The sequence below is a fragment of the Cucumibacter marinus DSM 18995 genome (genome assembly GCF_000429865.1).
In the GTDB taxonomy this organism is placed as follows: Bacteria; Pseudomonadota; Alphaproteobacteria; order Rhizobiales; family Devosiaceae; genus Cucumibacter; species Cucumibacter marinus.
The window spans coordinates 13173-27160 of the sequence record NZ_AUCR01000018.1 but is presented as its reverse complement, the minus strand read 5'-3'; the positions used below and the strand labels follow the sequence as shown (position 1 = coordinate 27160).

The window sequence follows — 13988 nt, the reverse complement described above, 5'->3', positions numbered from 1 at the left end:
AAGGGAAAAGGCGCGCCGGCCCGGCCGCAAAGGCGATCGGCGATGATCCGGATGAGAGAGGGAGATGGGATCCCGAACGCTGCCTGGCCCGGCGGGCCGACAAGGTCCCAAAGAGACGGTCTGGAATTGCCCGTACCTGGTTGGTGCGGGCAAATGCGGCGGGCCGGCAGCAACAGGATCCGTGTCCACAAGCGCGCAGCGATCCAACACGTGGCAGCAACCCGCGGGCATCGCTGCCGCCATCCGATCTCCTTGTGCCCATTACGAAAATCTCCATCCATACGTACTCAGAGTACGATAGAGGCTTTCGTTCCGTAGTCCACCGAGTTCTCGGATTTATCTGCCGTATTCACAATACGGGGCATGGATCTCAGAAAACAGGTCGGTATCCGCCTCAAGGCCATCCGACAGGACAAGCAACTCTCCCAGGCCGCACTTGCCGAGCGCATTGACCGCACCGTCGATGCCGTCTCCGCCATCGAGCGCGGCAAGAGCCTGCCCGGCTATGAAACCCTCGAGCGCCTCGCCACCACCCTTAGCGTTCCGGTCACCGAGTTCTTCTCCTTCCAGCAAACCGCCACCTCCCCCAGGCGCGCCCAGCTGATCGCGGAGATCCACCTCGCCCTCGGCAAGCTCTCCGACAAGGACCTCGCCCGCGCCACAGACATCATTAAAACCCTGGCCGGATAGGTCACCGGGGTAAGGGCCACACTGGATCGGCGTGGTGCGCAGGGCCGGGCCAAGGATTGCCGGTGCAGTCCGTGGGGACCGGAACGAATGTTGGGCGGTCGATGGATCGCTGGTGCAGTCCATGGGGGCTGGAACGATCTTGGGCGGGTCGAAGGATCGCTGGTGTAGTCCGTGAGCGCCGGGTTGTGACACAGCAGGCAGCGCTAGCCAGCTGGCGGAGGCGATCACTGGGCGGCGAATAGAAACTGAAGATTGACCTGCGCCCCTGGAGAGACTGGTCGCCGGGGAAACCTTTGCCCTAGCAGGGTGATGAATGGCGAGTCGGCCAAAGCCGCCGGGGAAAGGGTTCGCTGGCGCAGTCTGTGGGCGCCCGCCGGCCGTCCCTTGCACGGGTGACAGCAACTGGCACTTGCAGGGCGCCCAGGGGAGGATGAGGTGCCGGGCAGATCCGTCGACTTGGCAAGGCGAAGCGTCGCGCGTTCACCGTGGGGGTTGGGGAGATGGGTCGCGGATGCAGCCGTGGGGACGAGGTGAATGCCGAGCAGTCAAGGGCGGCCGGCGGCCCTCTGACTGTGGTAGGTTATCGCAGAACACTCGGCGATGGATGAGGCGTCCAGGATAGGCGTCTTGGGGGAGCGCTAGTCTCCATCCCCCGTCTCCGGATAGCGAAGCACCAGTGCTGCCGCCACCAGATGTCCGGCATCCCGCAGCACCTCTTCGATATCCTCCATCTGGCGAACCGCAAGCTCCTGCTGGCCGCCCTTCTCCGATGCCCGTGCTGCCGCCGCGATCCGGTCAGCCTGCCTCAGCCGCAACCGCAGCTTCCTGATCAGTGCCTTCAGCGCCGCCTTCTCGGACCCCATCATCGCCTCCGTTGTTCACCGACCCGACCAAGCGCCGATTTGCCCGGAACAGTCCAGAACCAGCTTTGAGGGTTAGGCCGGGAACGACTAGGCGAGGTATCCATCAAGGTGGGCACTTACCGAGGCGCGCACGCGACTACCAGCGTTCGAGCGCGCCCGTGCCTGCGATGATCCGGTCGCGGAACTTCTCGATACGGCTCACCCGCGCCTCCGGTTTCTAAGCAGAACCGAGATTTTTCACATAGCTTTTCTGTCTATCGCGTGTGGATGTGCCTTTAATTCAGGTCCACTGTGGGGTCGTTCGTGCAGTTGGAGAACTATATTTTTTTTAGACCAGGGTGCGAAAATTAACTTGGGTGAGGGCCAACACCAAGTCTGCCGCACCTCCCCAAGCATCGACAAATTTGTTCAAGATGACAGGATGATAATTGATCATGGCCAACCAACCACCCGACATGGAAGACATAGTAAAGATGTACAGAGGGCTTGCCATTTTGCAGACGCTCCATCGCGAAGTATCACAGAGCTCCAATGAAGAAGTTATGCGGGCTTGGCTCGATGAGTTGAAGATGGGCGGAACTCGCGAGCAGATTAGGATGGAGCTCGAACGCCTAGCATCGCTCGGCCTCATTCAAACAGAATTGCGTGGCCACAAAGGCAATACGATGGTGTTTTGGCTTAGGGAGGCAGGGTTGGATTACTTGGAGTCCCGCTCCGCGATCGAGGGTCTACCCAAAATCGGCCCTGATACCAGCATCTTCTAGTCTCCGCTGCATTCAGCGGCAAAAAGCCAACTACACGCCTGCCAATGACGTCATGCCATCCGTACAAACGCAAATCCTACGCTAGTGCGGCAACATATTTGATGGACCTCAACACTGATCAACGAAGGCACGGTGACTCATTATCTGTTCAATGACACAATTTAGCACCAATCAGCCCCTGCCATTCAGATGCAACCTCGGATCGTCGACCTATCGCGAGAACTAGGCATTCCGTTAACGGAGATCGGCAATAAAGGCGAAATCTCTCATAAACAATAATAGTATTCTCACCTAACATTTCTACAAATACTTACAGGAAGAACCTTAGCCTGGTGTCTACAATTCGTACTCTATATCAAGGATAATATAGATAAGAGTAGACGATCGTATGCTGGGTTCTAAGACATCACACTTAGAACGTCGCAATGAAAGACCGCTGGGTGGAGAATTCTTTGAATACTATGCCATATTTGAACGTGGCCAGCCCTGAACGATAGGCTGGCTGAACCTATCACACGATCGCCCGTTTGCAGGTGGCGCGCTTCTAAGTATGATGCTCAAAGGACTGAATAGAGCGCGGGGAGATTGGCATCTAGACCATTGGCGCGTGACTATCCGGGGGGAAAAGTGAGCAACGCGCCAAAAGCTGCAACAATCTCACTTACAGAGACTCTTGCGCTCCTTGACGGGGATTTCGCCGCCTTTGCAAACGGGGTTGCAGACGCTCGCTATGCCTTCTGGCTGGGGTCCGGCATTTCCTTTTCTCGTTTTCCGGGCTTGAAGCAGATCGTGGTGAAAGCGCTCGAGTTTCTTCGAACGCGGGTAGGCCCAGTTCCCGACACCTGCCCCTTTTACACTGGCCTCGAACGGGCCTTTGGCATCGCCAATTTGAATGCTGGTGAGCGCGCATCCATCGATCTTTCTGCCCCTGTCGAGGACTGGCCGGTCGTGGACCTGCTACGAGATCGGCTCAGCGGTCAGTACGCTGCTTTCCTCAATATTGATGTCGACGGCGAACCGCTCGATCTTATGGTTTGGGAAGCGGTCGATGTAGCCGCGACCTATGCTGATCCGACCGTGTCGCCCGATGCTGAGCACTACGCGATAGCTGCTCTCGTAAGGGAAGGGCTGGTCACGGAGCTTCCTTCGGCAAATTGGGACGGCCTTATCGAAAAGGCGATTGGGGAGCTGGCAGGAGAACCCAACGGGCTGAAGGTGTGCGTTAGGTCCGAAGATCTGCAGGCGCCCGACCAGAAAGCAACTCTCATCAAGTTCCACGGATGCGCCATAAGAGCGAGCAAAGATGAAGCCACCTACCGCCCTTATCTCGTGGGCGCCCAACGGCAGATCGACGGCTGGGAGACCAATCCGAGGACTCAGGGATTGGCTCAATACCTCATAAGCGTGGCGATTACCAAGCCCACGCTTATGCTCGGTTTCTCTGCTCAAGACGCCAACATCCGCAAAGTATTTGGCCTCGCGGCGGCCACGCAGAACTGGGCTTGGCCGGGCGAACTGCCGGCATATGTGATGGCCGAAGATTCTATCGGCGAAGCGCAGACCGCGCTTCTTGGAAACGTTTATCGTGATCAGTTTGAAGGGGCCGATAGAGCGGCGATCAAAAGCAGTGCTCATCTCCGGGCGTTCGCAAAACCCCTTTTACCAGCACTGCTTTTGTGGGCCTTCTCAGCGAAACTTCGGCGCCTGGCTCGACTTGGCTCATTCGATCTTTCCGATGAGATGGCGACCTGGGTCGACGACGGTATCAAGTCGTTCCGCAATCGAATAGCCGCAACCGACGATGGAGACCATCTTGGGTTTGTGCTGTCGCTCGTTTCCGGTCTGTCTCGCAGTAAGCGCATATTCCTTTCTGGGAAAAGCGAGATCGATGCCACTCGGTATGAGCCTCTGACGCCTATCCCCCTGAATCAGATGAACCAGGACCTTGAGTCGGAGACGAACGGGTTGCCGGAAGGGGCCTTGATTATTGCTGCCCTAGCCCAAGGTGCTGAGGCGGGAGACTGGTCCCTAAAATCACCTCAGGCGCCCGACACCACGAATGGAAGTGTCGAGGTCACCAAGGGTACTCGAACCGACCGGGTATTCGTGCTTGGGAGGCCTGAGTCCGAACTTGCGCTATTCGACAGCGAGGCGGTTCTTGAAGAGGACGAAGACGTAATTCTTATCCACGCGCGACCGATCCATGAGAGACTACCCCGTTCACCGAGCCGTGCGCCCGGGCGCACGGCAAGGTCTCCTGGCCCCCGACGCCTTAGCATGGCAAGCCTGATTGCAATGGGCGGCACTCCAGGCGAACTGATGGATCGATTTAAGCTGGAGGCGAGCCTATGAGCATAAGTGCTCCAGTCGAGCGGGTGGTGGACTTCTTGGAGGATGCAGACTTCCGGCTCCTGCCGACCCCTTTGGTCATCAGTCAGACAACCTTCGAATTTCCTGCGGTCATGATGGGACCTGGGGATGCAAGCGAAATCGTGCTCGTTTGCGACACAGTAGATGCGAAGGACGCTGAAATCGTTCGCCGAATACATGGTGTCGCACGAGCGCTGGATATTGCGCGGTCGCGCAATCCGTTGACCGCGGTTCTGGTAGGTCCGCGGTTGCATCCCGATCACCTCAGCAAGGTAATGCAGGTTTGTCGCGCTCTTTCTGTGGGCACGGTTCCCGTTGTCCCAGACGAGACAAGAGCTCATCTTTCGAATTGGCTCGCGGTCCTCACGCCGCTCGACCAAATCGACACCGACGGTGTTGTCGCCGATCCTATGTCAGCTCTTGAGACGCTCATCGACGATTTGAGCCCGGAGGTGAAAGCGCTGTGCGACCACATGCCCAACGGTGCGGAATCCGTAGAGGCGGCAGTCAACGAGTTGCTGTCAGAACATCTGACAGCCGCCTGGGAGGATGAGGCATGAACGCTCGCCTCACTCAGGTACAGATCTCAGATTTTCGCAGCATCCGAGGCAAGATTACCGTCCCCCTCGATGCGCCTGTGGTGTTGGTTCACGGCCCTAACGGAAGCGGCAAGACCAGCCTTCTCTCTGCCATTGAGCTTGGCCTTACAGGGGCGGTCTCGTCTCTGCAGAGGTCTGACACGGCCTATGCTGAAAACCTCGTCCATCTGGACGCCCAATCGGGGAAAGCATCGGTCATCGTTAGTGCTGAACACGATGAGATTCCGGCGAAGCCAAGTGAACTTGTCGTCGAGAATGGAAACATCCGCGGGGTGCCGCTCCTATCCGAGCTGCAGAGCCGATTCTTTACTGAACGATCCCTACTTGCCCAGGCAACGTTGGGTCGGTTGTTGGAAATCTACGAAGAAAGCGATGCCCGTAAATCGACAAGCCCTCTAACACGATTTGTGAACGACCTCTTGGGGCTCGATCAACTCGATGCTCTGGTGGACGGCCTGCACGCATCCGGGGACAAGCGGCGCCTGGTGAAGAGCTTGCCGCTTTATGGCGAGGTCAGCGATGAACTTGCCGATCACGACGAGAAGGTGAACCGACTCGAAGAGGCCGTGACGACTGCGAAAGGGCGTCTGACAGAAAGCCAGGGAGCGCTTGAGCAGGCGCTTGAGCCGCTCGGACTTAAGTCGGTGGATCAGGTCGGTGAAGATCGTTCGGGCCTCGGTGATGCAGAGGCGGAGCGCCGTCGCTCAGTCGAGATAAACGCGCTTAGGCGTGAAATAGAGGCAGCTCTGTCGTTGTGGCGGAGGCTTGAACAACAACCGGGGGCGGAGGCCCGGTCAACAGCCGAATCTGAACTCCGCGCTCATCAAGCCGAACTGGATGCGTGGGCAACGAGCAAGCGCGCTGCGCTGGAGGCAGCACTTGCGGCGGCCGCATCGCTCTATGCCGACCTGTCTCCAGCCCGGTCCGTAGGCTGGAACGCTTCGCATGCAGAAGCGGTCCGCGAGCTGTCCGAATTGCTGTCCAAAACGGAAGCACGCCTCGTACGTGATGAGAATGCCCGTAAGGAGCTTGCCGAGCTCCGCGAAACCTTGACGAAGGCGAGAGCCCGCGAGGCGCGGCTGGATGAAAGCCTTGGCGCTCTGGCTGCAAACAGCGGAGACCTCGCTCAGGCGCTATCTGAGCTAGCACCAATGGTGGATAGCGAGATCTGCCCTGTGTGCCAGAGGGATTTTTCCGAAACCGGACCCACACCGCTGCGTGCGCATCTGGCTACACATATTGCGTCACTATCACAGTCCGCCAGTAGGCTGCGCTCAGTCGCCGACGAACGCCAGACAGTGCGAAATGAGATCGCCAGGCACGAACAATCGCTCACGCGCTTGCAAGACACCGTGCTGGAGGATGAAGAAGTGTCGTCGCTGCGGAACCGGCGGGCATCGCTCAGCGACGCCGCTCGCCAACTCAAAGACACGGAGGGTGCAGCGAGTGAAGGTGACGCTCTCGCCGCCGCGGTTGCCGCAGCGTCCGAACGTCTTGCCAAGCTGCGAAGCGATGAGGAATCCTTGGTCGGCGTGCGGCGATCTGTTGCCGGATTTTCCGAGCAGCTTCGCCTAAACCCGCCCGCGGAAAGCGATGACCTCGGCGTTCTCTTGGAACAGTACCTAGCAGCAATCGACCGGTTATTAGAGACGGCCACCCGGCGGGAACAGGACCGTAAGAAAGCCGTGGATGCCTTGGAACGGCATTCCATTTCTCTCACACGTTTGGAAGATCTGGAAAGTAACCTCAAGTCGGCGCGAGTTGACCAGAAACGCGTGAAGGACGCGATAAAGTCGGCGGATGATGTACGTGCTGAAATCCGTAAGCTATCGGACCGCGCGTTAGAAGCACGAACTACTGTAGTGCGGGACGTCTTTAATGAATCTCTCAACAAAGTATGGAGCAATCTTTTTGTTCGACTCGCGCCCGAAGAGCCGTTTTTGCCGGCTTTCGAATTACCGGAACGAGGAAAGGGACCGGTAGAGGCCAAGCTTATTACCCGGTACCGTGGTGATGACCGTGGGGGAAACCCCAAGGCAATGTTGAGCGCGGGGAACCTCAACACCGCAGCGTTGACGCTCTTTCTTTCACTCCACCTGTCCGTAAAGCCGCTCCTACCCTGGCTGGTTATTGACGATCCAGTCCAAAGCATGGATGAGATTCACATTGCGCAGTTCGCAGCGCTTCTCCGAACGCTTTCCAAACAACGGGGGCGACAGGTCATCATCGCTGTTCATGAACGCCCGCTCTTTGAATATCTTTCCTTAGAGCTAAGCCCCGCGTCGCCGGGTGACAAACTGATTACGATTGAACTTTCGAAAGACAGCGAAGGCTACACCGCTTGCAATCCCGAGCCTGTCATGTGGGATTCCAATACGGTTTTTCGTGCAGACGCTCTTGGGTGACCAATCCTAAATGTGCAGTGCTTCGGCGACATGGCCGATCCGACCCAGGGACACAATTTCGCGCTCAACGCGATTCGATCGATCGGACGCCCGGCCCGCCAAAATCTCCGAGCCACAGTAGATCTTCCAGTTTTTCAGGCATCGAAAGTCTACATCACAGGTGAGCATTTCCTTTTTTAACACTTAAGCACGCCCCTTCCCCTCGACTTCCCTGTCGAAGCAAGCATTGGTGGGTGAGCGCCCGGCTCTGGTTCCGGGCCTTGGTCAGTAGCAGGCCGGCAATGGTGCCGGATGCTGATGATCAAGGAGCGACGGATGTCGAACAAGGGAACACCGAGCAAGAAGAGCACCCTCAAGGCGGGCAGCGCTGACAGCGGGAGCAAAGGGAAGGCCAGCAAGGCGTCGGACGCCAGCAAGCCAAGCGGCAAGACCGATGGCGTCAAGGCCGTTCAGGTGAACTCGCCACAAACCAAGGCGCCGACGGCTGCGGACAGAGCGCCATCGGAGACCAAAGGAGCACCCCGGCAGAGGAAGGCCGTCATGCTGGTTGACGCCCTGTCTGCACCGGAAGGAGCGACCATCGAGAAGCTGTGTGGCGTGACGGGCTGGCAGAGCCACTCGGTCCGGGCGGCACTGACCGGGTTGAAGAAGAAGGGTTACGAGGTCTACCGGACCAGGGCCGACGGTGTGTCTGTCTACTCGATCGTCCGCACTCCCGAGGCGGTTAAATGAAGCTGGACCTCGCCGATATCGAGGCGATGGACCGGCCGGCTCTGGTTAAGGTCTGGGAGGGGATGTTCAACACATCCCCTCCCCATCGCATCAGCCACCGTATGCTGAAGTTAATGATCGGCTTCGAGGTGCAGGCACAGCGCCATGGTGGGCTTAGCAAAACCCTGAAGCGTCAACTCGCAGCGGTGCGGGCCGGCAAGCCGGTTAAGTCTTCGGCTGCCGGTCAGCTTGAACCAGGCGCCCGGCTCATCAGGGAGTGGAACGGTGTCAGCCATGTCGTTGACATCACCGAGGACGGGGTGATGTGGCAGGGCAAGCGATATAGATCCCTGTCTTCTGTCGCCCGGGCCATCACCGGTGCCCACTGGTCCGGGCCCCGCTTTTTCGGGCTGCGCTCGTGAGCACCAGGCAGAAGATCCGATGTGCGATCTATACCCGCAAGAGCTCCGAGGAAGGGCTCGACCAGGATTTCAACTCACTCGATGCTCAGTACGAGGCGTCAGCCGCCTATGTGGCGAGCCAGAAGCACGAAGGCTGGAAACTCGTCAGAGACCGCTATGATGATGGCGGCATCTCCGGGGGAACACTGGAGCGTCCCGGTCTCGAACGTCTGATGGCCGATATCGATGCCGGGCTCATCGACATGGTGGTCGTTTACAAGATCGACAGGCTCACCCGGTCGCTGGCCGACTTCGCCAAGCTGGTCGAACGCTTCGAGACCGCAGGGTGCTCCTTCGTCTCGGTCACCCAGGCCTTCAACACATCAAGCTCCATGGGTCGGCTGACGCTCAATGTGCTCCTCTCCTTCGCCCAGTTCGAGCGTGAGGTGACCGCGGAGCGGATCCGGGACAAGATCGCCGCCTCCAAGAAGAAGGGGATGTGGATGGGAGGAACCATTCCCCTTGGATATGATCGACACCCGGACCCGCAGATGCGGCAACTCGTGATCAACGAGAATGAAGCCACAACGGTCCGCCGCCTGTTCACGCTATATGACGCGTTGGGCTGCCTCAATCTGACAATGCAGCAAGCGAACAGCGAAGGCTTGAGGTCGAAGCTTCACATTCACGCCACCGGTAAGATTCGCGGGGGCAAACCCTTCAGCCGCGGGCAGCTCTATTACCTCTTGCGCAACCCGACCTATATCGGTCGCATTCCGCACAAGGCAGAAAGCCATGTAGGCCTTCATGCGCCGATCATCGATCAGGATCTCTGGGACAGGGTTCAGCTCAAGCTTGAGACCGGCGCCACCAGGCCACGGCGCAACCCCTCTGCGAATGCCAAATCGCCGAGCGAGACTTCTCCGCTTGCCGGAAAGCTATTCGATGAATCAGGGGACAGGCTCACGCCCAGCCATGCAACACGGAAGGGAAAGCGGCATCGCTACTATGTCTCGAACCGATTGATCCAGTCCCGCAGGACGCCAGATGATCAAACCGGCTGGCGCCTGCCCGCCGCTCAGCTCGAGCACCAGATCGCCGACCATGTCCTGGCCCATGTCGAACAGCGGATCCTGTCGCATCGGCTACTGATCAAACCCGACACCGCAACCAGTGCAATCCTGAACAGATCGATAAAAGCGCTGTCCGACCTTTCTTCCGACCAGAAGATCGTTCTCGCATCCCGGCTGATCTCCCGATGCGAATTTGCTCCCGGCACCATGGTCATCGCTCTCAATCAAGATGAGGTGGGTCATCAACTCAAAATCGATCCCCACCTGATCGTTCCGGAAACGCTCAGCATCACCACACCTTTCCAGCTCAAGCGGCGCGGTATCGAGGCAAAGATCGTCTCCGGCACAACACCCACCCTCCCGGACAAGAAGCTCATTGACCTCCTGGCCCGCGCCCATCACTGGCTCGATCAGATCAAGGCCGGCAAACCCATGCACGAGATCTCTGCCCAAGAAGGGCGCGGCCAGGACTATGTTCGATCCCGGATCGAACTCGCCTTTCTCTCCCCACCCCTCCAGCAGCAGATCCTTGAGGGCACCCAGCCCCCTCACCTGACGCTCGACCACTTCATCAAGGGCAAGGTGCCAATCTCCTGGCAGGAACAGCAGGACCTCTATGGTCACCCCGACCCGAGCACCCGCTAACCATCACCCACCAACACGCTCGCCTGCACCAGCAATGAAGCGCTAACATACCCTCGGACGCAGAGGTCATCCCGACCATCCCCTGAACAGGCAATCATCGATTCCCTGTTCCTTTCCCTGTTTGACCAGGGAAAATTCCCTGTTACTCCAAACAATATCAACCCGCAGCCGCGCCTAACTCATTGGCTTTGCGACGCTAATTACCCTCGGCATCCGATCTGGCGAGCGTAAAAGCCAAAAAATCCCTGTTAAATTCCCTGTTAGCAGGGAAATCCCCTCACCGTGCATTCGGAAACGGCCCACAGAGACGAACCCGCAAATCCAGCCCTGATCGTGCCGCGACACACGTCTCAGCAAACACACAGGCTGGCAAAGCCCCCGGAAACGGGGCGCAAATCCGGATATCCGTGCAAACAGGGAATGAGCAGATGTGGATGGCGGAGAGGGAGGGATTCGAACCCTCGGAACGCTCGCGCGCTCAACGGTTTTCGAGACCGCCCCGTTCGACCACTCCGGCACCTCTCCGCAAGGTTTGGCACACGGAATAGCCCGCGCGCCGGGTCGAAATCGCGGTGCTTATGGCACAGCTCGATTGCCCCCGCAACTGCCTAATCCGGTTTGATGGGCACCTGCCCTCAACGGCATCGGCGGGCGGGACCCTTGCCGATCCGTCACTAACCTAACCAAGAGTTGTGTTGAACAGGCCCGCCCGCGCGTCGATGCTTTGCGGTGATCAAAGCGTCCCGACCCAAACCGAGAGAGAATGGACAGATCCGTGCTCCCCACCCGCTCCAAGCCCCCCACCCGCTCCAAGCCCCCCATCCGCTCCAGGCCCCCGACACGCCGCAAGGCCGAAAGCGGCCCGGACAGCACCCGCCGCCGGACGCTCAAACTCCTCGGCATGACTGTCGGCGCCGGCCTGATGCTGCCGCGCGCGGCCTTTGCACAGGACACCTCATCGCTTATCGGAGAGGACGATATCTGCGTCCTCACTCCCGCAAGCACAGAAGGACCCTATTATTTCGATCCGGGTCTCGAACGCCGTGACATCACCGAGGGCAAGCCCGGTGCGCGGCTGGATCTGGCGCTTCAGATTGTCGATGACCAGTGCCGTCCGATCGTTGGAGCCCGCGCCGATATCTGGCATTGCGATGCTGGCGGGCTCTATTCGAACTATCCCGGCCAGGGCGATGATCGCCGCACCTCGACACAGGGCGAGACGTTTCTGCGCGGCACCCAGTTTTCCGATGAAACCGGCGTCGTGCATTTCGACACCATCTATCCCGGCTGGTATCCCGGCCGCACGCCGCACATCCACTGCATGATCTATCTCGAGCAGCAAAAGGCCCTGACCGGTCAGCTCTTTTTTCCCGATGACGTAAGCCTCGCGCTCTATCGGAACCGCGCACCTTACAATCAGCGCCCCAACCCCACTGTCCTCAATGCCAATGACGGCATTGCCCGGCGCGCCGGCAGCGCCGCTTTGGCGCAGATCGCCGAGATGGATATGGGCTTTGATGCCTCACTTGTGATCGGCGTCGCAGGATAAACCCCGGTTTTCCGGGCTTCACGGCTTGGTGAGCGCTGTCTCACTTCCACATCAATTGTCCTAGGGTGACGACGTGCCCATGGGGCACCGGCCACTCGAATCCGAACCGGAGGACGATGATGACCATCCACAATGCAAAGACCCTCACCCGCCGTCATGCGCTCGGCCTTGGCGCTGCCGGCCTTAGCGGGCTATGTCTGTCCCAACTCGGCGCCCGCGGCGCCTTCGCACAAGATGCGATGGGAGGAGACATGATGAGCGAGATGATCGAAACCGGCGAAGGCGGGGTAACCATTCTCCCGGTCAATCATGCGAGCCTGGCGCTCAAGGCCGGCGATACGGTGATCTATGCCGATCCGGTGGGTGATCCGGGGGCCTATGCCGATCTACCGCCACCGAACCTCATTCTCATCACCCATGAGCATGGCGATCATTACAATGCCGACACCCTTGCGGCACTTGCCGGGGATTCCGTTCCCCTGATCACCAACCCGGCCGTTTACGGCATGCTGCCCGACAGCCTGAAAGCCCGCGCCACCGCCATCGGTAACGGCGAAAGCGCCGAAGGGGCAGGCGTCAGCTTTGATGCCGTGCCCGCCTACAACATCACTGAAGACCGGCTCAACTATCACCCGCAGGGCCGCGACAATGGGTATGTCTTTACCCTTGGCGGCGCCCGCATCTACCTCGCAGGCGATACGGAAGCGACACCCGAATTCCGGGCCCAGACCGGGATTGACCTGGCCTTTGTGCCGATGAACCTGCCATTCACCATGGATGTCGGCCAGGCCGCTGACGGCGTGATCGAAATGGCACCCAAGGTGATCTATCCCTATCACTATCGCGGCTCCAATCTTGAAGCCTTCAAGCAGATGGTCGACGAGGCCGGCAAGGATATCGAGGTCCGGCTTTACGACTGGTACGCATAAGCAAGTGCCGAGCCCCGCCGGAACGGGGCTTTGCCACTTGTTTTCGGTCGGGCTTTGACTTGACTTAACCCGGCTTTGCCGTCATAACCCGCCGCGATCGGAGCGCGCCTTGCCGGGCGCGCCCGTCTTTATATTGAGAAACCGCAGTTCGAGGCCCGCGTTTCCCTTGAGGTGAAACGCCCCGAAGTCCGCAAACCGGTCGAACCGGCGCGGCGCCGCAGGACGCGAAACAAGGCCCGGACACATCGTCCGGCGGAAGGAAAGACAATGTTCGCGGTAATCAAGACCGGCGGCAAGCAGTACAAGGTTGCTGCTGACGACGTTCTCAGAATTGAAAAGCTCGATGCCGAACCCGGCGAGACGGTGACGTTCGACAACGTCCTGCTCGTCAATGACGGCTCGGCCACGACCCTTGGTACCCCGCTCGTTGAAGGCGCTGTTGTCGCCGCCGAGCTGGTGGAACAGACCCGTGGCAAGAAGATCATCGTCTTCAAGAAGAAGCGCCGCCAGAACTATCGCCGCAAGGCCGGCCACCGCCAGGATCTCTCGGTTGTGCGCATCACCGAAATCCTGACCGGCGGTGCCAAGCCGAAAAAGGCCGCAGCCAAGAAGCCGGCCAAAGCCGCTGACGAAAAGCCTGCTGAAGCAAAAGCTTCTGCAAAGGCCAGCGCCAAAAAGGACGAGCCCAAGGCTGAAGCCGCCGGCGAAGCCAAGGGCGGCGTCAAGGACGACGTCAAGCTGATCTCGGGTGTCGGCCCGGCGCTTGAAAAGAAGCTCGCCGCCGCAGGCGTGACTTCGCTCAAGCAGATCGCGGAATTCACCGCTGAAGACATCGAGCGCGTTGACGCCGAACTGAGCTTCAAGGGCCGCATCGAACGCGAGGACTGGGTTGCCCAGGCCAAGGATCTGCTCGACGGCAAGGCGCCGCGGGCTGCAGTTGACAAGAAAGCTGCCGCAGACAAGTCTGCGGACAAGAAGTAAGCGAGGAG

General features: G+C 59.1%; 12 protein-coding genes and 1 tRNA gene. 11 read left to right on the top strand and 2 right to left on the bottom strand.

Annotation, left to right across the window (positions count from 1 at the left end; genetic code table 11):
- Window positions 1–363 precede the first annotated feature (363 nt).
- Window positions 364–690 (top strand): helix-turn-helix domain-containing protein, encoded by a 327-nt coding sequence (locus G489_RS20075; protein WP_051332530.1) that lies wholly within the window; start codon window positions 364–366, stop codon window positions 688–690.
- Window positions 691–1328: 638 nt separating this feature from the next.
- Here G489_RS20075 and G489_RS0110545 read toward each other — a convergent pair.
- Complete coding sequence (locus G489_RS0110545; RefSeq protein WP_035872413.1) at window positions 1329–1553, bottom strand: hypothetical protein; 225 nt, start codon at window positions 1551–1553, stop codon at window positions 1329–1331.
- 428 nt (window positions 1554–1981) lie between these two features.
- On the opposite strand from G489_RS0110545, the gene G489_RS0110535 reads away from it, so the two are divergent.
- The 7 genes from G489_RS0110535 (at window position 1982) to G489_RS0110505 (ending at window position 10521) form a co-directional block, all read left to right on the top strand.
- Complete coding sequence (locus G489_RS0110535; RefSeq protein WP_155889365.1) at window positions 1982–2317, top strand: hypothetical protein; 336 nt, start codon at window positions 1982–1984, stop codon at window positions 2315–2317.
- A 627-nt stretch (window positions 2318–2944) separates the two neighbouring features.
- Window positions 2945–4669 (top strand): SIR2 family protein, encoded by a 1725-nt coding sequence (locus G489_RS0110530; RefSeq protein WP_029041517.1) that lies wholly within the window; start codon window positions 2945–2947, stop codon window positions 4667–4669.
- Window positions 4666–5247, top strand: coding sequence for a hypothetical protein (locus tag G489_RS0110525; protein ID WP_029041516.1), 582 nt, complete (start codon window positions 4666–4668; stop codon window positions 5245–5247). Before G489_RS0110530 ends, G489_RS0110525 begins: the two co-directional genes overlap by 4 nt.
- A complete protein-coding gene (locus G489_RS20070; protein WP_035872409.1) occupies window positions 5244–7691 on the top strand; it encodes an AAA family ATPase in 2448 nt (815 codons plus the stop codon). The genes G489_RS0110525 and G489_RS20070 overlap by 4 nt, the downstream gene beginning before the upstream one ends.
- A 291-nt stretch (window positions 7692–7982) precedes the next feature.
- On the top strand, window positions 7983–8423 hold the full coding sequence (locus G489_RS21845; protein ID WP_081691519.1) for a DUF3489 domain-containing protein: 441 nt from the start codon (window positions 7983–7985) through the stop codon (window positions 8421–8423).
- Window positions 8420–8824 (top strand): DUF2924 domain-containing protein, encoded by a 405-nt coding sequence (locus G489_RS0110510; protein WP_035872408.1) that lies wholly within the window; start codon window positions 8420–8422, stop codon window positions 8822–8824. Before G489_RS21845 ends, G489_RS0110510 begins: the two co-directional genes overlap by 4 nt.
- Window positions 8821–10521, top strand: coding sequence for a recombinase family protein (locus tag G489_RS0110505; RefSeq protein ID WP_029041514.1), 1701 nt, complete (start codon window positions 8821–8823; stop codon window positions 10519–10521). The genes G489_RS0110510 and G489_RS0110505 overlap by 4 nt, the downstream gene beginning before the upstream one ends.
- A gap of 435 nt (window positions 10522–10956) precedes the next feature.
- Here the strand turns inward: G489_RS0110505 and G489_RS0110500 are convergent.
- Window positions 10957–11046 (bottom strand) — tRNA-Ser (locus G489_RS0110500).
- 238 nt (window positions 11047–11284) lie between these two features.
- Between G489_RS0110500 and G489_RS20060 the strand changes: the two genes are divergently transcribed.
- The 3 genes from G489_RS20060 to G489_RS0110480 all read left to right on the top strand — a co-directional run bounded on the left by G489_RS20060 (window position 11285) and on the right by G489_RS0110480 (window position 13980).
- On the top strand, window positions 11285–12070 hold the full coding sequence (locus G489_RS20060) for an intradiol ring-cleavage dioxygenase (protein WP_081691518.1): 786 nt from the start codon (window positions 11285–11287) through the stop codon (window positions 12068–12070).
- 119 nt (window positions 12071–12189) lie between these two features.
- Window positions 12190–12999: an MBL fold metallo-hydrolase gene (locus tag G489_RS0110490; RefSeq protein WP_035872420.1), complete on the top strand. Its 810-nt coding sequence runs from the start codon at window positions 12190–12192 to the stop codon at window positions 12997–12999.
- A 267-nt stretch (window positions 13000–13266) separates the two neighbouring features.
- Window positions 13267–13980 (top strand): 50S ribosomal protein L21, encoded by a 714-nt coding sequence (locus tag G489_RS0110480; RefSeq protein ID WP_029041512.1) that lies wholly within the window; start codon window positions 13267–13269, stop codon window positions 13978–13980.
- The last annotated feature ends 8 nt before the right edge of the window (window positions 13981–13988 follow it).